Source organism: Caballeronia sp. GACF4 (genome assembly GCF_023631025.1).
Classification (GTDB): domain Bacteria; phylum Pseudomonadota; class Gammaproteobacteria; order Burkholderiales; family Burkholderiaceae; genus Caballeronia.
Window position 1 is genome coordinate 105,209 of the sequence record NZ_JALQDW010000026.1, and the last position, 22,950, is coordinate 128,158.

22 protein-coding genes are annotated in these 22,950 nt (G+C 62.5%); 9 read left to right on the forward strand and 13 right to left on the reverse strand.

The features are described 5' to 3' along the window. The first annotated feature begins 239 nt into the window (after positions 1–239). Positions 240–2,501 (forward strand): catalase/peroxidase HPI, encoded by a 2,262-nt coding sequence (katG, locus tag NCR40_RS24405; RefSeq protein ID WP_250510926.1) that lies wholly within the window; start codon positions 240–242, stop codon positions 2,499–2,501. 59 nt (positions 2,502–2,560) lie between these two features. Here katG and NCR40_RS24410 read toward each other — a convergent pair whose 3' ends face one another. The 3 genes from NCR40_RS24410 to NCR40_RS24420 all read right to left on the reverse strand — a co-directional run bounded on the left by NCR40_RS24410 (position 2,561) and on the right by NCR40_RS24420 (position 4,768). After that, on the reverse strand, positions 2,561–3,109 hold the full coding sequence (locus NCR40_RS24410) for a DUF4142 domain-containing protein (RefSeq protein ID WP_250510927.1): 549 nt from the start codon (positions 3,107–3,109) through the stop codon (positions 2,561–2,563). 275 nt (positions 3,110–3,384) lie between these two features. Beyond that, positions 3,385–4,218 (reverse strand): class I SAM-dependent methyltransferase, encoded by an 834-nt coding sequence (locus NCR40_RS24415; protein ID WP_250510928.1) that lies wholly within the window; start codon positions 4,216–4,218, stop codon positions 3,385–3,387. Between the two features lie 115 nt (positions 4,219–4,333). After that, positions 4,334–4,768 (reverse strand): GFA family protein, encoded by a 435-nt coding sequence (locus tag NCR40_RS24420; protein WP_250469130.1) that lies wholly within the window; start codon positions 4,766–4,768, stop codon positions 4,334–4,336. A 162-nt stretch (positions 4,769–4,930) separates the two neighbouring features. Between NCR40_RS24420 and NCR40_RS24425 the strand changes: the two genes are divergently transcribed. Together NCR40_RS24425 and NCR40_RS24430 are read left to right on the forward strand one after the other, a co-directional pair. Next, positions 4,931–5,998 carry an AraC family transcriptional regulator gene (locus NCR40_RS24425; RefSeq protein WP_250511103.1) on the forward strand — a complete coding sequence of 356 codons (1,068 nt, stop codon included), beginning with the start codon at positions 4,931–4,933 and terminating at the stop codon, positions 5,996–5,998. 96 nt (positions 5,999–6,094) lie between these two features. Next, complete coding sequence (locus tag NCR40_RS24430; RefSeq protein ID WP_250494438.1) at positions 6,095–6,919, forward strand: isocitrate lyase/PEP mutase family protein; 825 nt, start codon at positions 6,095–6,097, stop codon at positions 6,917–6,919. A 31-nt stretch (positions 6,920–6,950) separates the two neighbouring features. Here NCR40_RS24430 and NCR40_RS24435 read toward each other — a convergent pair whose 3' ends face one another. The 4 genes from NCR40_RS24435 to NCR40_RS24450 form a co-directional block, all read right to left on the reverse strand. Beyond that, positions 6,951–7,829: an isocitrate lyase/PEP mutase family protein gene (locus tag NCR40_RS24435; RefSeq protein ID WP_250510929.1), complete on the reverse strand. Its 879-nt coding sequence runs from the start codon at positions 7,827–7,829 to the stop codon at positions 6,951–6,953. Positions 7,830–7,863: 34 nt separating this feature from the next. Further along, positions 7,864–9,255 carry an MFS transporter gene (locus tag NCR40_RS24440; protein ID WP_250494440.1) on the reverse strand — a complete coding sequence of 464 codons (1,392 nt, stop codon included), beginning with the start codon at positions 9,253–9,255 and terminating at the stop codon, positions 7,864–7,866. Positions 9,256–9,318: 63 nt separating this feature from the next. Continuing rightward, positions 9,319–10,023 carry a GntR family transcriptional regulator gene (locus NCR40_RS24445; protein WP_250469137.1) on the reverse strand — a complete coding sequence of 235 codons (705 nt, stop codon included), beginning with the start codon at positions 10,021–10,023 and terminating at the stop codon, positions 9,319–9,321. Between the two features lie 103 nt (positions 10,024–10,126). Then, positions 10,127–10,909: an IclR family transcriptional regulator gene (locus NCR40_RS24450; RefSeq protein ID WP_250510930.1), complete on the reverse strand. Its 783-nt coding sequence runs from the start codon at positions 10,907–10,909 to the stop codon at positions 10,127–10,129. A 184-nt stretch (positions 10,910–11,093) separates the two neighbouring features. On the opposite strand from NCR40_RS24450, the gene NCR40_RS24455 reads away from it, so the two are divergent. The 3 genes from NCR40_RS24455 (at position 11,094) to NCR40_RS24465 (ending at position 14,078) form a co-directional block, all read left to right on the forward strand. Continuing rightward, the gene (locus tag NCR40_RS24455; RefSeq protein WP_250494443.1) at positions 11,094–12,461 is read left to right on the forward strand and encodes an MFS transporter; all 1,368 of its coding nucleotides are present in this window, start codon (positions 11,094–11,096) and stop codon (positions 12,459–12,461) included. 12 nt (positions 12,462–12,473) lie between these two features. Further along, the gene (locus tag NCR40_RS24460; RefSeq protein ID WP_244830991.1) at positions 12,474–12,917 is read left to right on the forward strand and encodes a type II 3-dehydroquinate dehydratase; all 444 of its coding nucleotides are present in this window, start codon (positions 12,474–12,476) and stop codon (positions 12,915–12,917) included. A 63-nt stretch (positions 12,918–12,980) separates the two neighbouring features. After that, a complete protein-coding gene (locus NCR40_RS24465; RefSeq protein WP_250469143.1) occupies positions 12,981–14,078 on the forward strand; it encodes a catalase family protein in 1,098 nt (365 codons plus the stop codon). A gap of 40 nt (positions 14,079–14,118) precedes the next feature. On the opposite strand, the gene NCR40_RS24470 is transcribed toward NCR40_RS24465, so the two are convergent. Together NCR40_RS24470 and NCR40_RS24475 are read right to left on the reverse strand one after the other, a co-directional pair. Next, a complete protein-coding gene (locus NCR40_RS24470) occupies positions 14,119–15,684 on the reverse strand; it encodes an MFS transporter (RefSeq protein ID WP_502801023.1) in 1,566 nt (521 codons plus the stop codon). After that, a complete protein-coding gene (locus tag NCR40_RS24475; RefSeq protein WP_250469153.1) occupies positions 15,681–16,196 on the reverse strand; it encodes a MerR family transcriptional regulator in 516 nt (171 codons plus the stop codon). The genes NCR40_RS24470 and NCR40_RS24475 overlap by 4 nt, the downstream gene beginning before the upstream one ends. Positions 16,197–16,474: 278 nt before the next feature. On the opposite strand from NCR40_RS24475, the gene pssA reads away from it, so the two are divergent. Continuing rightward, complete coding sequence (gene pssA / locus NCR40_RS24480) at positions 16,475–17,104, forward strand: CDP-diacylglycerol--serine O-phosphatidyltransferase (protein ID WP_244830987.1); 630 nt, start codon at positions 16,475–16,477, stop codon at positions 17,102–17,104. Positions 17,105–17,118: 14 nt separating this feature from the next. Here pssA and NCR40_RS24485 read toward each other — a convergent pair whose 3' ends face one another. Both NCR40_RS24485 and NCR40_RS24490 read right to left on the reverse strand, forming a co-directional pair. Beyond that, entirely contained in the window at positions 17,119–18,333 is a 1,215-nt protein-coding gene (locus tag NCR40_RS24485; RefSeq protein WP_244830986.1) for an MFS transporter, read from the reverse strand. A gap of 93 nt (positions 18,334–18,426) precedes the next feature. Further along, positions 18,427–19,986, reverse strand: coding sequence for a sensor domain-containing diguanylate cyclase (locus tag NCR40_RS24490; RefSeq protein WP_244830985.1), 1,560 nt, complete (start codon positions 19,984–19,986; stop codon positions 18,427–18,429). Between the two features lie 216 nt (positions 19,987–20,202). Here NCR40_RS24490 and aroQ point away from each other — a divergent pair, with 216 nt between their 5' ends. Next, positions 20,203–20,640, forward strand: a complete 438-nt coding sequence (gene aroQ / locus NCR40_RS24495) for a type II 3-dehydroquinate dehydratase (RefSeq protein ID WP_244830984.1) — start codon at positions 20,203–20,205, stop codon at positions 20,638–20,640. A 75-nt stretch (positions 20,641–20,715) separates the two neighbouring features. Here the strand turns inward: aroQ and NCR40_RS24500 are convergent, their stop codons facing one another. Beyond that, entirely contained in the window at positions 20,716–20,937 is a 222-nt protein-coding gene (locus tag NCR40_RS24500; RefSeq protein WP_250494446.1) for a hypothetical protein, read from the reverse strand. 28 nt (positions 20,938–20,965) lie between these two features. Then, complete coding sequence (locus tag NCR40_RS24505; protein ID WP_250510932.1) at positions 20,966–21,205, reverse strand: hypothetical protein; 240 nt, start codon at positions 21,203–21,205, stop codon at positions 20,966–20,968. A gap of 308 nt (positions 21,206–21,513) precedes the next feature. Between NCR40_RS24505 and NCR40_RS24510 the strand changes: the two genes are divergently transcribed. Next, entirely contained in the window at positions 21,514–22,926 is a 1,413-nt protein-coding gene (locus NCR40_RS24510; RefSeq protein ID WP_250469169.1) for an amino acid permease, read from the forward strand. The last annotated feature ends 24 nt before the right edge of the window (positions 22,927–22,950 follow it).

Consider the following 22,950-nt stretch of genomic DNA (forward strand, 5'->3'; position numbering starts at 1 on the left):
AAATGCATTTCATCTGCAGACGGCTCTCACATATATTGTTGGATGCCGCCGGCTGTCATCGACACGATGCTTGTGCGCCGCACCATGTCAGACGCGCGACGCCAACGAATGATCGGCGGCAACCTGAATCCAAGGTCGGACCCATCGACACAGCCGGCGCTTTCTTCGTCCACACGGGACCACGCGTCGGCGCCATGTAAAACAAGCAAGCAGAGGCAAGTCCCCCAAGGAGGTAACGCATGTCAAACGAATCGAAGTGTCCGTTCAATCACACCGCTGGCGGTGGCACGACGAACCGTGACTGGTGGCCAAAACAGTTGCGCGTGGACCTGCTCAGTCAGCATTCGAACAAGTCCAATCCGCTCGACAGCAACTTCAATTACGCGGAAGCTTTCAAGAGTCTCGATCTCGCGGCAGTCAAGCAAGATCTCGCCGCGCTCATGACCGACTCGCAGGAGTGGTGGCCCGCCGACTTCGGCCACTACGGTCCGCTTTTCATCCGCATGGCATGGCATAGCGCGGGCACGTATCGCACCGGCGATGGACGCGGAGGCGGCGGGCGCGGTCAGCAACGTTTCGCGCCGCTCAATAGCTGGCCGGACAATGTCAGTCTCGACAAGGCACGACGCCTTCTTTGGCCGATCAAGCAGAAATACGGTCAGAAAATCTCGTGGGCTGACCTGCTGATTCTCACCGGCAACGTCGCGCTCGAAACCATGGGCTTCAAGACGCTCGGTTTCGCGGGCGGTCGCGAAGATACGTGGGAGCCGGACCAGGACGTCTACTGGGGCAACGAAAAAACCTGGCTCGGCGGCGATGTCCGCTACGGCAAGGGCGCGGCCGGCAAGGACGACGATGAAGGCGTGATCACCGCCGATGCGCAAATGCACGGCATCGAACAAAGCCGCACGGATGGCGGGCGCGACCTGGAAAATCCGCTTGGCGCGGTGCAGATGGGCCTGATCTACGTCAACCCGGAAGGCCCGGATGGCAACCCCGATCCGCTTGCGGCAGCGCACGATATTCGCGATACCTTCGGCCGCATGGCCATGAATGACGAAGAAACCGTCGCGCTGATCGCGGGTGGCCACACCTTCGGAAAGACGCACGGCGCGGGTCCGTCGGATAACGTGGGCGCGGAGCCGGAAGGCGCCGAACTTGAAACCATGGGCCTCGGCTGGAACAGCACGTTCGGCACGGGCCGTGGCGCGGACACCATCACGAGCGGTCTCGAAGTCACCTGGACCTCGACGCCGACGCAATGGGGCAACGGCTTCTTCGAGAACCTTTTCGGCCACGAATGGGAACTCACCAAGAGCCCGGCGGGCGCGAATCAGTGGGTCGCCAAAGATTCGGCGGAGACGATTCCGCACGCGCACGATGCGTCGAAGAAGCTGCGGCCGACCATGCTGACCACGGACTTGTCGCTGCGCTTCGATCCGGCTTACGAGAAGATCTCGCGCCGCTTCAAGGACAACCCGCAAGAGTTCGCCGATGCCTTCGCGCAGGCGTGGTTCAAGCTCACGCACCGCGACATGGGACCGCGTGCGCGCTATCTCGGGCCGGAAGTGCCGCAGGAAGAGTTCGTCTGGCAGGACCCGATTCCCGCGCTCGATCATCCCGTGATCGACGAGCAGGATGTGGCCGCGTTGAAGCAGAAAATCGCGTCGGCAGGGTTATCGGTCGGGGAACTGGTGACGACCGCGTGGGCATCGGCTTCGACGTTCCGTGGCTCGGACAAGCGCGGCGGCGCGAACGGTGCGCGTATTCGTCTCGCGCCGCAAAAAGACTGGGCAGTCAATCAGCCGGCGCAACTGGCGAAGGTGCTGAAGGCGCTCGAAGGCATTCAGGGCGAGTTCAACGGCGCGCAGTCGGGCGGCAAGAAAGTGTCGATTGCCGATCTGATCGTGCTTGCGGGCGGCGTGGGTATCGAGCAGGCCGCGGACAAGGCGGGGCACAAGGTGAGCGTGCCGTTCAAGCCGGGCCGCATGGATGCGTCGCAGGATCAGACGGACCCGGAATCGGTCGGCATGCTCGAACCCGCCGCCGATGGCTTTCGCAACTATCTCAAGCAAAAGTACGGCGTGCCGGCGGAAGCGTTGCTGATCGACAAGGCGCAGTTGCTGAACCTGACCGCGCCTGAAATGACCGCGCTCGTCGGTGGCTTGCGCGTCTTGAACGTGCGCGCCGGGACCGAGACGCACGGCGTGTTCACGGACAAGCCGGAGACGCTGACCAACGACTTCTTCCGCAACTTGCTCGATATGGAAACGGAGTGGACGCCGATCACGGAAGCGCGTGACGCGTTCGAAGGCGCCGATCGCAAGACCGGCGCGGTGAAGTGGACGGGAACGCGCGTCGACCTGATCTTCGGTTCGCATGCGCAACTGCGCGCGCTCGCCGAAGTCTATGCAAGCGAAGACGGCAAGGAGAAGTTCGTGCGCGACTTCGTGGCGGCGTGGACGAAGGTGATGAATGCAGACCGCTTCGACCTGAAGTAATCGCTGCAAAGCGTTGTTCGACAAACGCGGTGGCCTTTCCGGGCCGCCGCGTTTTTTTGTCAATGCGAAAAGCCCGGACGATCGAGCGCCAGTTGCAGCCTGTGCGCCTGATCCAGTTGCAAAATGAAGGACGGACGCGAGCGCACGAGCAACGTCTTGAGATCGGCGCTCGCAGTCGAACGGATGAAGCCATCCACGGACTTCACGAGCTGTTGCAGGAAGAAGACTTCGCGGTTCAGATAAGTAAGGTCGAAATCGCGGGCATCGGCGTTGTCGAGGGTTTGCAGGTCATCGCGCGTTTGTCGTGTCAGGTCGTCGCTTACGCCGCTTGGCTGCGCCTCTGCGCCGAGTCTTTGCAACAGCGCCAAGCCTTCCTGATAGACCTGTCCGTGTTCCGAGACCATCCGGCTCGCGAAGCTCTGCACGCTGCGCGATTGCGTCCGGCGCAACGCAAGCTGACCGGTCGCAATCTCGGCCTGATTCGCAACGAGCAGAATGCCGAGCATCTGCGCATCGGACGGACGCGAGGATTGAGCGAACGCGTGAAGCGAAGCGAGCAGCAGCAAGAGCGCGCTCGCAACGGTTCTGATGGTGATCGCCTGTCTCATGGATATCGGGCCCTTTGCGGCATTCGCGCCTCGCAGGGTAGCACCTGACGGAATAACACACGATGACCGCACCGGTTTCGCCGCGCACGCGAGCGTGGCGAAACCGGCCTAAACACCCAGCCCTAAAGTCGACAACGCGAACCGCCATCCGAAGAAACATACCGACGAGCAGAGCGGCAGCGCCAGAAGCACGGGGCCGTATCGAAGGCCCAAGAGGCAGACGGACGACCACAGGCGCGAGCCGCAGTCGAAAAGCCGGCGGCGTTTCGAGCCTTTCACAGCCGCGTCACCACGACTTCGAGATACTCGCTTGGCAGCACGAGCGTCGCGTCGCCCGAACGATTGCGGCTCTCGATCAGCGCCATCATCTCACCTAGAAACGCCGCCTGACGCTCGCCTTCGAGTGCGCCGATAGCCTTGTTCATCGGCCCGTAATACGTGCGGAACACGTCCATGAAATGCGCGGCCGAGCGATACCGAAACGTGAAATCACGACTCGTCGCGACGATTTCCTGCGCGCTGCCGTCGAACAGCGCGTCGAGCCGCGCCTTCGTGCCCCAGAGTGCAGGCGACATCACGCCGGCTGGCGGCGCAATGTATTTGCCGATCGTCTTGAACACTTGTCCGATGAAACTCTCCGGCGTCCAGTTCGCGAGCCCGATCTTGCCGCCTGGTTTGCACACGCGGGCAAGTTCGCGGGCCGCCTTGGCTTGATCGGGCGTGAACATTACGCCGAACGTGGACATCACGATATCGAACGATGCGTCGGCGTAGGGTAGCGCTTCCGCGTCCGCTTCCTGAAACTGCACGGCGAGCCCTTCAGCCGTGGCGCGGGCGCGGCCTGCATCGAGCAACGCGGCGACGTAATCGGTCGACGTGACATCGCACCAGCGGCGCGCGGCGGCGAGGGTCGCGTTGCCGTTGCCGGCGGCGACGTCGAGCACGCGGCTGCCCGCGCGCAAGTCGAGCGCTTCGCAAAGATTCTCGCCGACGATCTGCAGCGTGGTGCCGACGACGGCGTAGTTGCCCGTCGACCAGGCGGCTTGTTGACGAACCTTGACGGCGGCGAGGTCGGCGGCGGGCGAGAAAGCGGGATCGGCTGCGGTCATGACGAACTCCTGAAAAGGCAAGGGCAGCGATGCGACATGCATGATGTGCTGCTATTCCGATGGCGCCGCGATATCGCAATCGAGACTGCCCGCGCGGCAACGGGCAATCTAGCGATCATTCGGCCACGCTCACGCCCGAGCCGCCCAATTCGGCTGGAAAGTCCTTCAGTTTGGGCAAGCCGTCTTTCATGCGCAACACCGTTTCGGCGTAATTGACGTGCACACCGGCTTCGTAGGGAAAGTCCGTCAGGTTGGCGGCGAAGACATCGACGAGCCCGAGCCCCGGATGTTCCGTGAAGAGATGACCGCCGCAGTTCCTGCACCATTTGCGATAGCTGTTCTCGGTCTTGTTGTAAGTGCCGATATCATCCGCGCCGCGCGTCACTTCCAATGCCTCGGGCTGCCAGAGCGTGAAGGCGTTGAGCGGGCTTGCCGACCAGCTTCGGCACGACGCGCAATGGCAGTAGCCCATGCCTTCTGGTTTTCCATGTACCGTGAATTGCACTGCACCGCAAAAACATTGACCGCGATATTCCTCTGCCTGACTCATGCCGTCCTCCTGATTTCGTGGATGCGCGTCTCGTCCGACGAACCGTTTCGCGTTCGTTGTTGCAAGTTCGCATGAGTGCTAGTATCAGCACGCGAGCCGGCTTATGGAATGACCACGCGTCCAGATATTTTGCGCAGGACGCCGAAACTGATGGGCGCCTACATGGATGCGCTTTCCGACGTGCTTCGCCTCGTGCGTCTCGGCGGGGCGGTTTATCTAAATGGCGAATTCACAGCGCCCTGGTGCGTCTTCGGCCATGCAACGCCCGACTTGTGCGCGACGTTTTTGCCGCGCACCGAGCGCATCGTCTCGTATCACCTCATCACGGAAGGCAGTTGCTGGGCCTCGCTTACAGGCGACCCCGCTTCCGCCATTTACGTGAGCGCGGGTGAATTGCTTGTCGTGCCTCAAGGCGAAGCGCATCTGATGGGCAGTTCGCTCGAACTCACGCCCGCGTCGGCAAGCGCCATGCTTTCGAAGTATCTGGAAACGTCGCCGGGCGAAGTGATGAAGCTGAGTTATGGCGGAGGCGGCGCGCACACGCGCCTCATCTGCGGCTTTCTCGCTTGCGACGATACCCTGACCAATCCCGTGCTCGCGGCACTGCCGCGCTTGTTCAAGGTCGACATGCGCAACGACCCGCAATCGGCGTGGCTCGAAACATCGCTCAAACTCGCGGCTGTCGAGGCCGCCGAATGTCGCGTCGGCAGCGCGATCGTGCTGGCGCGATTGTCGGAATTGCTTTTCGTGGAAGCGGTGCGGCGCTGCATCGACGCATTGCCGGACGATCGCAAAGGCTGGCTCGCGGGCGTGAGCGATCGTTTCGTGGGACGCGCGCTCGCGTTGCTGCACGCGCAGCCGGCACACGGCTGGACCGTCGATGAACTCGCACGCAAGGCAGGCCTCTCGCGTTCCGCGCTGGCGCAGCGCTTCACGCAACTGCTCGGCCAGCCGCCTATGCAATATCTTGCGCGCTGGCGTCTGCAGATTGCCGCGCAGGAATTGCGCAACGGGACCAGCTCGCTTGCGGCCGTCGCCGAGCAAGTGGGTTATGAATCCGAGGCGGCGTTCAATCGCGCGTTCAAGCGCGAGTTCGGCACGCCGCCCGCGAGTTGGCGACGCAATCTCGGCCTGGCGGATGCAAGCGATTCGCTGGCCGATATGGAAGATGTCGGCGACGCGCTCGCCGTCAGAGCCGCGGGCGGTTCGGCCGAAGGCCAGATCGCGTAGCGGTTGCGCATGAAGCGAGCGCATTGCTTGGGCCTTGCCCTTGCGCTTCATCCCCAACCGCAAGATCATGGGCGACCAACCCAGGGAGACACGCTCATGCCTCGCACCGTCGCCGAAAAACGCTCGGCCTTCCGCGCACTTCATGATTCCGGCTGCTTCGTCTTGCCCAATCCATGGGACATCGGCAGCGCGCGATACCTCGAAACACTGGGCTTCAAGGCTATCGCAACGACGAGTTCCGGCTTCGCCTGGTCCAAGGGTCACGCCGACAATACGGTCGAGCGCGACGCCGTTCTCGCGCATCTGAAAGAACTGGTCGATGCCACCGACCTTCCCGTCAACGCGGACTTCGAAAGCGGCTTTGGCAAGACGCCGCAAGAGATTGCAGCGAGCGTGAAGCTGGCGATAGCGACCGGCGTGGCGGGACTATCGATCGAAGATTCCACCGGCGATGAATCCGCGCCTTTGTTCGCCATCGATGTCGCGGTGGAGCGCATGAAGGCCGCACGCCGCGCCATCGACGAGAACGGCGGCGACACGTTGCTGATTGGCCGCGCCGAGAATTTTTTCGCGGGCAAACCGGACCTCGACGATGCCATCGCGCGTCTGAAGGCCTACGCCGAAGCCGGCGCCGATTGCCTTTACGCGCCCGGCATCAAGACGCGCGAGCAGATTGCGGCGGTGGTTGCGGCCGTCGCGCCGAAGCCCGTCAATCTGCTGATTGGCTCGGCATCCGAATTCACGCTCGCCGATGTCGCCGCGCTGGGCGTACGGCGCGTGAGCGTCGGCGGCGCGCTGGCACGCGCGGCCTGGGGCGGCGTCATGCGCGCCGCGGAAGGCCTCGTGGAAGGGCGCTTCGACGGCTTCGCGGATGCCGCGCCCGGCGACAAGCTCAACGGCATCTTCAAGCCGCGCGCATGAGGCGCATGACGCGTTCGAGTGCGCGGACGAATCAATCCGCGTGCTCGCGATCGAACGCCCACACTTGCGCGAAGCCCATCAACTCGCACATGTCCGAGAACGGATACATCGCGTCCTTCGCGGCTTCGGTGCTCTTCTTCGCGAGGATCTGGCCGTACACATCCTTGAGAGCCTTCGCGACCGTAAGGAAGCCGGACGCCGGATAAATCGCCAGCGAGAAGCCGAGCTTCTGCAATTCATCGGGCGCGAGTTGCGGCGTGCGTCCGCCTTCCACTACGTTCACGAGCAAGGGCATATCGAAGGCGCGGCCGATCTTTTCCAGCTCCTCCACGCTTTCCGGCGACTCGATGAACAATACATCGGCGCCTGCCTTCGCATAGGCTTCGCCACGGCGCAACGCTTCGTCGAGTCCGAGCGACGTACGCGCATCTGTGCGCGCGATGATCTGAAACCCGTCATCGGTACGGCTCTCGACGGCCACCTTGATCTTGCGCACCATGTCTTCGAGCGGAATCACGCGGCGTCCCGGCGTATGGCCGCACTTTTTTGGGAATTCCTGATCTTCGAGCTGAATGCCCGCCGCGCCCGCCTGTTCGTAACCGCGCACCGTATGCGCGACGTTCAGCAAGCCGCCGTAGCCGGTGTCGCCATCGCAGATCATCGGCGTGTTCGTGCCGCCGCAAAACGCCGCGACGCGATTCACCATGTCCGTGTAGGTCGCGAGTCCCGCATCGGGCAAACCCAGATAGGACGCGACCGTGCCGAAGCCCGTCATGTAGAGACAATCGAAGCCCATTGAATCGGCCATCTTCGCGGAGATCATGTCGAAGATGCCGGGCGCCGTCACGATTTCCTTCTGCGCGAAACGTGCCTTCAATGCCTGCCGTTTAGCCTGACTGGTGGTGTTCATAGCGTGTCCTTGTGTGAAGTTCGACGTTGCAGAGTCAATGATGCGATTCGCGCGATAACGCCAGCGCGGCGTCGGCGTCCGTATCGAGCGTCGGCGCGATCTCTTCGAGCGAGCGCTTGTTCGTTTCGATGCCGAATACCGCGAGCACGACGGCCATCACCACGCACGCGCCGATGATCATCGACAACACGTCCTTGATGCCGCCCGTCGCGTACATCACGACGACGAGCTGCGGCGCGAAAATGCCGGTGATGCGGCCCGCGCATCCGGCTATGCCATTTGCGCGCATGCGGTTTTCGGTCGCGAAAAGTTCGGGGATATACGTGGCAATGCCGAGCGCGACCATGAGATACGTCAGCGTGAAGAGGATGAAGCCGAGAAGCGTCGCCATCTCGACACTGGTCGAATGGCTGTACAACCAGCCGATGACCGCGGCGAGGGCGGCCACCGCGATCAAACCGTTCTTGCGGCCGATCCTGTCCGCGATCAGCACGCCGACGAGCGCGCCCGCCGGGCCGCCGAGCGACATCAGCGTGGTGTATCCGAGCGACGAAGCCATGCCGATGCCTTGCTTCATCAGGAACGTGGGCACCCACACGATGAAGCCGTAGATCACCATGTTCACCGCGACCTGCACGACGATCGAAACGAACGTGCGGCGAATCAGTGCGCCCGAAAACAGCTCGATGAGCGTGGTTTTCTTGGTGATGGCGCGCGGTAGGTCGGCAATCGGCGGCAAGGGACGCACGCGCGCCGACTCTTCCTCGGCGGCGCGCAGGATCGCTTCGGCTTCGTCGTAACGGCCTTTCGATTCGAGCCAGCGCGGCGACTCGGGCATCTTCTTGCGGATGACCCAGACGATCATCGCGCCCACGCCGACGATAGCGAACATGGCGCGCCAACCGATGGTCGGAATGATCAGATAGCCGAGGAAAGTCGAAAAGAACAGCGCCGAATTGGTGATGAGCGACAGATACGCCGACCATTTGCCGCGCACGGCGGGCGGCATGAATTCGCCGACCGATCCATAACCGACGACGATCTCCGCGCCAAGTCCCAGGCCCATGAAGAACCGGCAGACGATGAGCCAGGTCATGTTCGGGGCAAACGCGCCCGCAATCGACGCGAGCCCGAAGACCGCGAGATTGAACTGATACGTGAACTTGCGGCCCTTGGCGTCGCCGAGCACGCCCGCGGTGAACGCGCCGAGCAACATGCCGATGAACGTCGACGATAAAAACGCCGCGTTCAGATGCATGGACGACCAGCCGGTCTTCGAGAGCGCGCCGAGTACGCCGCCCGCGAGATAGATATCGAAGGAATCGAGGAACATGCCCGCGCCGATCAGCCAGAGCACGCGCTTGTGGAACCCGGAAATGGGCAGGCGGTCCAGACGCGGACCGGCGTTCACCGTACTTGGCTGCATGTCGTGTCTCCGATGTCTTTCGTGTGCGACGGTTTTTTATCGACGGTGCAAGGGGCAACAACGCTACGGACTGAGATGCTCCCGCTCGTGGCGGTCCAGCACGGCCTTTTCGGCGGCCATGATGTGACAGCGCGTGATGGCTTCCGCCCACACCGCATTGCGCTGTTCGAGCGCGAGCACGATCTCGAAGTGCTGACGCGCGCTGCGTTCGCGGTCTTCGTCGCTGTAGGCGTCGAAGGTCCATTTGATGAGCGGCGTTTCCTTCATCGACTTGAGCGACCGGTCGAGCCGCGCGTTGTTCGCGGCGGCGGTGACGATGGCGTGGAATTCGCCGTTCGCGGTGAACCATGCCTCGCACGATTCGGCCGTGGACGGACGATGCGTAATGGCGAGCATGGCGTCCGCCAGCGTGCGAAGGCGCTCGATATCGGCAGGCTCGATCTTGAGTGCGGCGCGCCCCGCGAGATACGGCTCGATCAAGAGACGCGACTCGAAAATTTCGCGCGCGTCCTGCAGGGTCCACGCCTTGACGCGCACACCGTAGTTCGGACGCGTTTCGACCCAGCCTTCGGCGTCGAGTCTTCGCAACGCTTCGCGCACCGGCGTGCGGCTCACGCCCAAACTCTTGGCGAGTTGTTCCTCGCGCAGATACTGGCCCGCGCCGTACTCGTTGCCGGCAAGCGCGCGCTTGATGGCGAGATAGACGTCATCGCCAGGACGAGACGTATCAGGCGTGATTGTATGCAAAGCGGCGCTTATGACAGCCATCGAGGCCCCGTTATGGGAGTGAACGGGATTCATTGTATGCAATGTGCCGCAAATGAAACGTGGGGATTTCCCGCAGCATCACGCGGCCGAACGCGACCGAACGTTATCGAATGCGCCCGAAAAGCGGTGACGCGAGACTCGCAGCCGCCAGTTCGCCGGCGGCAGCAAGCAGCGTCGAGCCAAGCGCGGCCATGCGCTTCTCGGTGAGCCGCACGGCCGGCCCGGCGATGCTGATGACGCCGATTGCCGGATAACCACGCCGCTGCACGGGCGCCGCCATGGCCGTCATGCCGGGCGCGAAGACTTCGTAGATGGTCGCGTAGCCGCGCATGCGGGCGGCGTGCACGAATTCGAGCAAACCCGTCACCGTGGTCGGCGCGCGCGGGCCGTATTGCTTCGGCGCGCCGAAGCCTTGCCGCGTCACGAGTTCGAGCGCGCGTTCGTCGCTCATGGTCATCATCCAGGCGTGGCCGGTGGCGCTGCAAGACAAGACCGTGTCCATGCCCATGTCCGGGTCGTAGCGCAGGCCCTTGAGCGCGCCTTGTGACTTCGCGACCCACGTCAGCCGGTCGCCATCGACGATTGCGAGCCGCACCAGTTCGCCCGAGCTTTCCGCGAGCCGGTCGAGCATGCTCTGCGCGATATCGACGATGCCCGACGTTGCAAGATAGCTGAGGCCGAGCCCGACGAGCTTGGTCGTGAGCACGTAGTCGCCGTGTTCGCGCAATTGCCGCACGTAGCCGCACTGCTTGAGATCGACCAGCAGCCGATGGCACGCGCTACGTGGAATTTCGAGTTGATCGGAAATCATCGCGAGCGGCGTGCCTTCCATTTGCGTCGCGAGGAATTCGAGGACGGCAAGCGTTCGTTCGGTGACGCCGGGCATGGGTTTTACCTATCGTTCGAGTCGATGATTCGCGCATGATTGCATATTGCGGGAAGAGATTCCACGCTGGAACGGTATCCCACCCGGCGCTGTTAATCTGTGCGCCACGTCGTTTTATCGGGATACGACGATTCCCGGGTAAGCGAATGAACGTACACAGAGACACGCCCGAAGAGGAGACAAGATGCAATCGCACTTAGAAGAAACCGCGCACCAGTCGATGCGCACCCGAGCCGTCACCGCCGCCGCCATTGGCACGGCGCTGGAATGGTTCGACTTCACCCTGTATGGCGCGCTTGCCGCGACCGTGCTGCCCAAGCTCTTTTTCCCCGCGATGGATTCGACCTCCGCGCTGCTCGCCTCGCTTGCCACCTTCGGCGTCGGGCTTGCGGCGCGGCCGCTCGGGGCGATCATCTGCGGGCATCTCGGCGACAAGCTCGGCCGGCGCAATCTCATGCTCGGCACCGTCACCGTAATGGGCCTCGCGTCCATGCTGATGGGCTTCTTGCCGACTTACGCGAGCATCGGCGTATGGGCGCCCACGCTGCTCGTGATCCTGCGTATCCTGCAAGGCTTTGCGCTCGGCGGCGAATCGACCGGCGCGCAATTGATGGCGATCGAGCACGCGAGCCCCAGCGCGCGTGGCAAATATTCGGGCCTGCTCGGTCTGTGCTCGCCGCTCTCGCAGATCATGGCGAACGGCGTGCTGCTTACGCTTTCATCGGCCATGTCGGCCGAGTCCTTCGATGCCTACGGCTGGCGCATTCCCTTCATCTTGAGCTTCGTGCTCGTGATGGTCGGTGTGTATATCCGCTTGCGCGTGGCGGAGACGCCCGCGTTCGTCGCCTTGTCGAAAACCGAAGTCGCGGATGTCGGCAGTCCCTTGCGCGACGCCCTGCGTCTTCACTGGCGCACCGTGCTGCGCTGGATGCTCTTCTTCTGCGGACCGGCGGCGATTTTCTATCTGATCGTCGTGTTCTCGCTGAGCTATGTGACGAAGACGCTCGGCGTGCCGAAGCAGACCGGCTTTTTGCTGCTGATGGGCGCGAATGTCTGCGCCATCGTGGGCGCGCTGGCGGGCGGCATGCTGAGTGACCGCATCGGAAGAAGGAAGGCGCTGGCAATCGGTTCGACGGCGACCTTGCTGATGCTTTTCGTCTACTTCCAGATTCTCGACACGAAAAGCTTTCTGCCGATGCTCCTCGCGATGGGCTTCTTCCTCGGCTTCACGCAGTTCCAGAGCGGCATACAACCGGTCGCGTTCGCCGAAGCGTTTCCGACCAACGTGCGCTACTCTGGCTCTGCGCTCGCCTATACCGGCGCGAACCTGATCGCGGGCGGCCCGATGCCGGTCGTCGCGGTCTGGCTCTTCGCGCTGTGCAACGGTTCGCCGTGGGGCGTCGTGGCGGTGTGCGTGATCTTCAACGTCATCTCGCTCGCGATGATCCTCACCGCGCCCGAAACGCTCGGCATCGACCTGAACCGTACCGATTCCACCGCTGAAGTGATCGGCGCGACGACGCAGGCGCCGATGCAATCGAACACTCATTGACTCATCGACAACATGAAACCTCTCGTCTATGTTTTGAACGGCTCCAATCTGAACTTGCTTGGCAAGCGCGAGCCGCATTTGTATGGCACGACGACGCTCGCGCAAGTGCAATCGCGTTGCGAAGCGCTCGCCGACGAACTCGGTCTGCAATGCGATTTTCGTCAGACCAACCATGAAGGCGTGATGGTCGACTGGCTGCAGGAAGCGTTTGAAAAGGACGCATCGGTGGTCATCAACCCGGCCGGATTTTCATTCTCGTCGATACCCGTGCTCGACGCCGTGAAGCTCATTTCGAAGCCGCTCGTCGAGGTTCACGTGACGAATATTCATCGGCGTGACGAGCAGTATCGGCACTCGCTGATCTCGCTTGCGGCGCGTGGCGTGATCTGCGGTCTGGGCGTGCAAGGATACGTGCTGGCGATCCGCGCCGTGGACGAGATGTTGCGCGAGGGGTGAGCTAAAGCGCGTTGGTACGGGCGTTGCTGAATAGCCAAACATACCAACGTCCCCGGAGTTCAAATGGATACGCGCGCCTATCAACCGTTGCCTTTCGATCCCTCGTTCGAACAAATCCCCGACGACGAAGCCGAGACCACGCAGCAACTCGCCGAAGCCATGCGTAGCATCACGGAGAAGACTTACGCCGATAGCGGTCACGCAATTCGCAGCGTGCACGCGAAGAGTCACGGGCTTCTAACCGGAGAGCTGCAAGTGGTCGATGGCTTGGCGCCTGAGCTCGCACAAGGCATCTTCGCGCACGGCGGCACGTATCCGGTGGTGCTGCGTTTATCGACGAATCCCGGCGATATTCTCGATGACAAAGTCTCGACACCGCGCGGCCTCGCGCTGAAGGTGATCGGCGTGGAAGGCGCGCGCTTGCCCGGGAGCGAAGGCGATGTCACGCAAGACTTGGTGATGATCAATGCGCCCGCGTTCACGGCGGCGACGCCTAAAGCCTTCCTCGGTAACCTTAAGTTGCTCGCCAAGACCACCGACAAAATGCCCGGCACGAAGCAGGCGCTTTCGGCTGTGTTGCGCGGCACGGAAGCGGTGATCGAAAAACTCGGCGGCGAGAGCGGCACGATCAAGAGTCTTGGCGGACATCCCGAGACGCATATTCTCGGCGAGACTTTCTATACGGCCGTGCCGCACCTCTATGGTCAGTACTTCGGGAAGATCAGCGTGGCGCCGGTATCGCCGGAACTGACCGCCTTGACGGATGCACCCGTCGATCTCGACGATAAACCCAACGGCCTGCGCGAAGCCGTCAGCGATTTCTTCGCGGCCAATAGCGGCGAATGGGAAGTGCGCGTGCAGCTTGCAACGGATATCGAGAAGATGCCGATCGAAGATGCATCGAAGCGCTGGCCGGAAGATGAAAGTCCATACGTGACTGTGGCGCGGATTCGCGTGGCGCCGCAGACTTCGTGGAGCGATAGTCGCGCGGCCGCTATCGACGATGGCATGGCGTTCAGTCCTTGGCATGGGGTGGAGGCGCATCGACCGTTGGGCGGCGTGATGCGCTCGCGCAAGCCGGCTTACGAGATGTCGTCGCGCTTCCGTGGTGAGCGCAACGGCTGCCCGATGCATGAGCCGAAGGGATCGGTTGAAGCATGAAGGCTGAGATTGACGCGCGCGGCGAGTGTCGCGCGCTTCGTCAATTGATCTGCTTTTGCCAGAACGCCAGCGCGGCGCCGCAAAGCGCCACACCCATCACGAACCAGAAGCCGTCCAGCGAACTCAGAAAGCTCGCTTGCTGCGTCACCGCGCGGCCTATTTCCGCGAGCGCAAGTCCTTTTGCATCGGCGGCGTTTCGTCCCAGGGCCTCGAAGCCGCCTATCAGCCGTGCATACGTCTCCTGAAACACCGGATCGAATGGGTTGACCCGCTCCACGAGCCGCGTCTGATGCACGGCCGCGCGATGCTGTTCGAGAATGATCACCGTCGCCGTGGAGAACGACACCGTCAGTTGCTTGACGATGTTCTTGAAGCGATAACCGTGGTTGAATTCCTCGATCGCGAAGATGCGGAACGTGATATTCGCCACCGGCAGCGCGATGAACAGCAGCACCATGCCGCGCAGCGTGAGCGGCGCGATGAGCCATGGCATGCTGACATCGGGCGGCATGTTCACCATCCACACGCTGACGAACGCGGAGATTAGAAAGCCCGTGCCGATCAGCCACTTCTTGTGCGCGACGCGCGCCGAGTAGCGAAAGTACAAATAAGCCGCGGCAAGCGCGACGAGCGACGTGCAGCCTGTGAGCCTGCCGGAGTTCTCCACCGGATAGTGCAGCCCGCCTTCGAGAAAACGCGAGACGAGAAAACTGAGCGTGGTGTTCACGTAATAGAACGCGATATACAACATGATGCCCACGCGAAACGGCTTCTCGCGCAACGCATGCAAGCGGATGAGCGGCCTCGGATGATGCCACTGATGCCACACGAACCAGCCGAGCGCAAAAAGTCCCGCCGCCGTGAGCATGATGAGCAGCGGCGAGCTGCTGAAGAGTTGAAAGCGCACTTGCTGCATGACGATCTGCAACGCGCCTTGCGCAAACGCGAACATGATGTACGGCCAGAAATGCGCCTCGCCGCGCGCTTCGGGTTGCACGCGTCCGCTCGACGGCACGGCGAGCAGCACGAAGAGGCCGCACGCGGCTCCCGCTATCGCCGTGCTCGTGAATAGCGCACGCCAGCCAAACGACGCGACCAGATATCCGCCGATGAGCGGCGCAAGGGCGCTGCCGAGCAAGATCATGTTGAGAAACGCGCGCGTCGCTCGCGGACGTTGCGGCGGCGTGAAGCGCATCTGAATGAGGATGCGGCACGCGCTCATCATGGGGCCGATGAAGTAGCCTTGAAAGCCGCGCGCGAGCGCCAGTTCGAACGACGATTCGCACAGTGTCGCGGCTATCGCGCCGGCGGCAAACAGAAAGAGACTTCCGCCGACATACCGCCGGTTGCCAAGCCGCTCGATCCACCATTGCTGTTGCAGGATGCCAAGCACGGACGCAACCGCGTAGGCACTCGACGCCCACACGAGTTCGTCGGTCGATGAGTTGATGCCGCCCGCGATATAGCTCGTGAAGAAAGAGAAGATCGAGTTGTCGAAGTAATCGAGTCCGGTGGCAAGCGCGATGGCCCACGGAAACATGACGTCGCGAAGCGTGGCGGCGCCAAGCTTTGGTGCGGGTAAGCGTGGTAAGCGTGCTGCGGTCATTCGCCATCGACCTCTTGACTGCCTGGCTGGTTGCCGCGCTTCGTCTTTTTCTGCGCGGCCATACGCTCCTGAAACAAGTCTTCCTTGCTTTCTCCGGCGATTCTCCGCCGCAAGTAATCAAGGTCCGCGTTGAGCTCGCCGCGCACGGCTTGCGCTTCCTTGAGTTCACGACGCACGCTGGCAATCCGCGCATCGAGCGAATCGATTTGTTGCGACAACGCCTGTTCGATCTCGCGCAGCGAATCCGGCGAAAAACCCGTGCGTCCCGCGCCGAGCGTTTCCAGCGGGCGCTTGAGGATCTCGGTAATGCCTTGCAAGGAAAAGCCAAGCGAACGCAGCCGCAGAACGCGCGCGAACTTCTCCAGATCCTGTTCGCTGTACAGCCGGTAACGTCCCTCGCTGCGGTCCGGCGTGACGAGACCGCGCTCCTCGTAATACTTCAGCGTGCGCGGCGTGACCTGAAGACGCTCGGCGGCGTCGCGAATAGTCAGAAGCGCGGGCTTCGTCGTCATGTGAATGCACTCGCGGATACGTGAACGAGCCGGATTATAAAGCAACGTGTACGTTCACGTTCAGGTTCAAGCGGCCGCGCGTCTTGCTATCGAGCATAGCCAGCCTCGGGCGAAGTTCAATCGTTTCTGTAAAAAATTTCGTGAATCGGCCAAAGTGGAAATAATCGGCGAAGATCTTTCGATTTCCGACGCTTTCTGCGCAAGCCGTGGCCTCTTTGAATGATAGACTTGAGCAGTTTTTAAAACCATCAGGGACGTCGCGCCCTCACGAGTTCGCCATGAATACCAACAACACCGGCAAGAAACGTTTCTCGATGATCCGCGAGTTTCATCTGGCCGACTGGTTCACGCTGGGCAACGCGGTCTGCGGCACGGGCGCGCTGTTCTCGTCAATGTCCTATCTCGACGACAACGACGTCCTCCATATCTATCTTGCGTGCGCGTTGGTGTTCGCCGCGCTCGTCTTCGACGTACTCGATGGCCGTATCGCGCGCTGGCGCCAGAAGGCGTCGCTCTTGGGGAAGGAGCTCGACTCGCTCGCCGATGTGATCTCGTTCGGCGTGGCGCCGGCGGTCATCGGTTATGCGTGCGGCATGCGCGGCCTCTATGACCGCGTGATGCTCGCGTATTTCGTCGCGTGCGGCGTCTCGCGGCTTGCGCGTTATAACGTGACCACCGAGGAAATGTCGGCCGGCAGCGGCAAGGTCACGCACTTCGAAGGCACGCCCATTCCGACGTCGTTTGCCATCGTGTTGATGCTCGGCATCGCGGGCTGGTACAACGCGGTCGGCGCGAATCTCTGGTTCGGCGCGTGGGAATTCGCGGGCTTCACGCTGCATCCCTTGACGCTCGTCTATGCCGTCTCCGGCTCGTTGATGATCAGCCGTATCCGCATTCCGAAGCCCTGAGTGGCGAGCCCAGATCAGTGACCGCGCGCGGCGGTGTGTCGGCCGAGCGCGAGGTAATGCACCAACGCCACGAGCGGGAACGCCGTGGCGACCCATCCCACCAGCGTCCAGCCGCCGTGCTCGTAGAGCGGGCCCGCCAGTGCCGAGCCGCACGCGCCGCCCACGAAGATACTCGTCATATACACGGCATTCAGCCGGTTCCGGCTCGTCGCATGCAGCGCGTAGATTTCGCGCTGGCCGAGCACCATGTTCATTTGCACCGCGAAGTCGAGCACCACGCCCGTGACGACGAGCGCGCCCACGCCCCACGCCGGATGAATCAACGCCGGAAGATACGCGAGCGCCGCAAGCGCCAGCGCGATGAAGGTGGCGCGCACGGTGTGACCGGCATCGGCGAGGCGGCCGGCGATCGGCGCGGAAGTGGCGCCCATCGCGCCGATCAATGCGAACAAGCCTATCTGCGTCTGCGTCAACCCGAAGCCGCGCGTGAGCTCGACGGGTATGGCGGTCCAGAAGAGACTGAACGAAGCGAACATCAGCCCTTGATACAGCGAGCGATGACGCAGCACGGGCATCGTGCGCACGAGATGGCCGAGCGAGGCGATCAGTTCGAAGTAAGTCGCCTGATGGCTCGGCTGACGGCGCGGAATGGTGAAGGCAAGCACGCTGGTCACGATGACCATCAGCACGGCGGCCGCGCCGAACATGGCGCGCCAGCCGAAGTGGCCCGCGACCACACTGGAAATCGGCCGCGAAAGCAGGATGCCGAGCAGCAAGCCGCTCATGATCGTGCCGACGACCTTGCCGCGCGACTCGTCGGGCGCGAGATGCGCGGCAAGCGGAATCAGGATCTGCACGGCGACGGATGAAAACCCCACGAGAAGCGAGATGCAGAGGAACCAGACGGGATCGTGCGAGAACGCGGCGGCCGTCAAGCTTGCGATGGAAACGAGCGCGGTCACGATCATGAGCCTTCGGTTTTCGAGCAGATCGCCGAGCGGCACGATGAAGAAGAGGCCGAGCGCATAGCCTATCTGCGTCAACGAGACGATCAGACTCGCGGTGCCGCCTTTCATGTGCAGATCGGGCGCGATGAGTTCGGTGATCGGCTGCGCGTAATACAGATTCGCGACGATGGCGCCGCAGCAAAACGCAAAAAGCGCGATCAGGCCGCGCGTGAGCTCGATGCGCCGCGCGCCATCGAGCCCGGACGATGCTGGTGTCGACATGGATGATCCCTGTGTGAAGCCGCAAGGATACGTGTTCGCGAAGCGGCTTGCAGGGCGCGGCGTTTTGAAAGGCGCATGCCGATGCGCGTTCGATCAACCTTCGCGATGCGCTTCCGCGTGCGCATCGACCTGAAACAGATCCTCGTCGCCCGCCGCGAACCGGTATGTGCCGCGTTGCTCGCGCTTCGCCTCGTAGAGCGCCGCATCCGCGCGTTTCAGGGCGCTCTCGAACAACTCGCCGCGTCGCGCCAGCGCGATACCGACGCTCACGCCCACGCGCGCAATACCGCCATCGTCGAGTTCGTAAGGCGCCGACAGATCGCCGATGATGCGCCGCGCGAATGCCGCCCCCGACGTTCGCGCAATGTAAGTCGCCACGATGGCGAACTCGTCGCCGCCGAGCCGCGCGACCAGCTCGCCGCGCCGCATCGCGTTACGCAGGCGGTCGGCGGCCTGGGTCAGCAGCTCGTCGCCCGCGTTGTGGCCGTGCGTGTCGTTGACGCGCTTGAAGCCGTCGAGATCGACATACATCACCATGACCTTCTCGCGGCCCGCGCCGTTCGCCATCAGCCGTTCGGCGTGATCGCCGAGATAGCGGCGGTTGGGCAGTCCCGTGAGCGAATCGTGATGCGCCCAGTGCAGAAGCCGCGCTTCCGAGCGGCGCCGCTCCGTCACGTCCTCGATGATGATCACCGCGCTGCCGTCCGGCACCGCGTTACGGCAAAGTTCGAGTTGCCGGCCATCGGCGAGATTCAGTTCGAGCGCGCCTTGCCCGTCTTTCAGCCACAGCGCGCAACGTTCGACCAGTTGCGCACGCAAGGTCTCGCCGAACTTCGCGAGTCCCGCATGGCCGATGAAATCCGGCAACGATATGTTCAGCCGCAACATCTCGACGGTCGAGCCGAACAGTTCCGCCGCCCGTCGATTGGCGATGATCACCTTGCCTTCCGCATCGACGGTGCAAAGGCCGTGCGGCATGTGGGCGAGGGCGGCGTCGAAGCGCGCGGCGAGTTCGGCGTGACGCTGCTCCGCGATCATCAGCGCGACGAGCGTGCGATAGTGGCGGCGCACGACCGAGCCCATCGCGCCGATATACAGGAAAAGCGGCGGCACGAGCATCCAGAAACTTCCGCCCGCGAGCAGCGCGCCAAAACCGATCGGCGCCGCGCCGAGGCAAATCTGCGCGCTGACGAGATACGGCGTGCCCGCATTGCGCGATGCGATGCCGCCGAGCAATCCCGCCGTCACCATGATCGCGAGCGCGGCCAGCACGGTATCGCCGGAGATGACGCAGGCCATCGCGCCGAGTCCCAGCGCGAGACACGCAAGGAGCGCGAAGGGCGCATAGCGCGCGGCCCAGGGCTCGGGATGCGGCGCGTCCGGGCGGCTCAACGCGCGATACCGGCACACGATACCGACGCGCGCCGCGAGCAACAGCACATCGGCGCCGAGCCAGAGCACGGTCCAGAGCGCATGCAGACGCAAGAGCGCGATCGTCGCGACGAAAGCGCTGGAAAGACCGGAGAGCAGAAGCGGCCGAATGTCCTCGACGAGGGTGGATAGCAGCGACGCGCGAATGGCCGCCGTGATCGGTCCGTCCGTGGTCGAAGGCGTGGCCAGAATGGAATCGCGCAAGGACGAAGTGGCTGACATACTGAGACCGGCTAAACGTTGTAGTTGCGCGGGAGAGCGGATGAATCGCCGTTAGCGCCGGTATACGCGTTATCGGCTGCCCGGTAACGAGCTTTAGCGTGCAACGCGCGACGCATGGCTATTGTCAGTGCGCGCCGCGGGTTGCAGAATCTGCGCATCGTCGAAAGCGAGGTTCGAGCTTTCCACGCTTCATTCATCCACCGAAAGGAATTCGTTATGGCAAAGATCCTCACGCTGCATGGCGTCAATCTCAACATGTTCGGCAAGCGCGACCCCAAGCAGTACGGCACGGCCACGCTCGCGCAGATCGACGAACAGTTGCAAGCGCTCGGCAAGGAACTGGGCGTCGAGGTGGAAAGTTACCAGACCAATATCGAAGGGGAGATGTGCGCGCGCATCCACAAGGCGTTCGAAGACAAGGTGGATGCGATCATCATCAACGCGGGCGCGTGGACGCATTACAGCTACGGTATTCGCGATGCACTCGCCATTCTCACCGTGCCTATCGTCGAAGTGCACATGTCGCATGTGCATGCACGCGAGGAGTTCCGTCACAAGTCGGTATTCGCGGAAGTCGCGAAGGGGCAGATTTCCGGCTTCGGCGTGGACAGCTATCTGCTCGGCTTGCGCGCGGCGGTGGCGGCAATCAAATAATTCATCGGCAGCGGCCGTTTGTCGGGCGACAACGGCCTGCCGTTTTCGGACGCGGTACTTCGGGACCGCGCTACTTCAGGCCGTGTGGCTGAAATCCTTGATGCGCTCGGCAAGCGTGCGTTGGTCACGACGCACGCGCGCCGGCTTCATTTGCTGCGCCGCCGAGCCGCGGATGAACAGCACCGCGCAGATCGCGCAAATCGCCCACACAGTTGCGATGATCGTCAGGTAGTTCATGTTCTCTTCCAGATTCTTTGGGCTTGCGCGTCTAATTCCCTGATCGCGGACGGCTTCCACATGGAGCCGCCGCGCTTCTCTTTGGTGCTTAAATTGTCGATGCCGGTAGCGCGAGCAGTCGGCCGATGGTCAGTTGCGCCAGTTCGTTCTGTTCGGTGATGGAGACCGCGTCCTGCGCCGAGGCGTCGCGTCCGGCGAGCAGCTTGCCCGCGAGGCGCATGATGTTTTCCGACGCCGCCTGCAGCGTGCTCAAGAGTTCCGCTTCCGAATCCGCTTTCGAACCGATTACGCGATGCGGTGCCGCGTTGCCTTCCATCGTCTGAAACATGTCGACTTCCCCGTTGAGTGCATGAGATGAATTTTGCGGTCGCGGGTGCCGAATCAATCCTCCGAACAAGCCCTGATTCCGGCCTCAAATCGTTTGCGCGGTAGGCCTAAAGTTGCCGGGAACGGCGAGCAAGGTCCGCCCGATAAGGCTCTGCGGCGGCCAGGCGGTAGAATCGCATTTCGTCCGCTTCGCTGGCCAAAACGATAAAAGCAACGTTTGCGTGTCATTCGGACAAAAAAACAACAGTGGGCCGCTTTGCGGCTCAAAAGAACCCTAGGGGTTTTCGCGCAGTTCAGGCAGGCATCGACATGGCTTCAGGCACTTCACAGACAGAACAGGCAGTACAGGCATCGCAGACGACACTCCGCCGAGGACTCAAGAGCCGGCATATCCAGTTGATCGCGCTTGGCGGCGCAATTGGCACCGGGCTCTTTTTGGGCGTCGCGCAAACCATCCGGCTCGCGGGGCCGTCCGTGCTGCTCGGCTATGCCATCGCCGGGCTGGCGGCGTTTTTCATCATGCGGCAGTTGGGCGAGATGGTCGTCGATGAACCGGTGGCCGGCTCGTTCAGCCATTTCGCTGCACGTTATTGGGGCAACGCGGCGGGCTTCATCTCCGGCTGGAACTATTGGGCGGTCTACATTCTCGTGAGCATGGCGGAGTTGTCGGCCATCGGCATCTACATGCAGTATTGGTGGCCGATGCTGCCCGCGTGGGTGTCGGCGCTCGTGTGCTTCGCGCTCGTCAACGCCATCAATCTGACGAGCGTAAAGTCATACGGCGAGATGGAGTTCTGGTTCGCCATCGTGAAGGTCGCGGCCATCGTCGGCATGATCCTGTTTGGCGCGTATCTGCTGATCTCGGGTCACGCGGGGCCGCAAGCGAGCGTCACCAACCTGTGGAAGCTCGGCGGCTTTTTTCCCTATGGCGTGAGCGGGCTCGTCATGTCCATGGCCGTCATCATGTTTTCGTTCGGCGGGCTCGAACTCGTCGGCATCACGGCAGCGGAAGCGGAAGACCCGTCGCGCAGCATTCCGCGCGCGACCAATCAGGTCATCTATCGCATTCTCATCTTCTATATCGGCGCGCTTGGCGTGCTGCTTTCGCTGTATCCGTGGGACAAGGTCGTGACGGGCGGCAGTCCGTTCGTGTTGATCTTCCGCGAGATGAACAGCGGCCTCGTCGCGAACGTGCTCAATGTGATCGTGCTGACGGCCGCGCTTTCGGTCTATAACAGCGGCGTCTATGCCAACAGCCGCATGCTTTACGGTCTCGCGCAGCAAGGCAATGCGCCGCGCGCCCTGTTGCGGGTGAGCGCGCGCGGCATTCCGCTCGTCGCGCTCGGCGTGTCGGCGCTCGTCACGGCGGCTTGCGTGCTCATCAATTACTTCATTCCGGGACGCGCCTTCGAATTGCTGATGGGTCTCGCGGTATCCGCGCTCGTCATCAACTGGGCGATGATCAGCATCATCCATCTGAAGTTCCGCGCTAGGAAGCGCGCGAGCGGCTCGGTGACGGCGTTCCCGAGCCTCGGCTATCCGCTCACGAACTATCTGTGTCTTGCATTCGTCGCGGGCATAGTCTGGGTGATGTTCGAGACGCCGGGCTTGCGGCTCTCCGTCTGGCTGATCCCGATCTGGCTGGCCGTTCTCGGAATCGGCTACTATCTCGGAAAAAGGAACGGCAGCGCGGGCCAATCACGCCGCGCGCCGACTCGCTGAACTCCCGTCCCGAAGTCCTGAAAC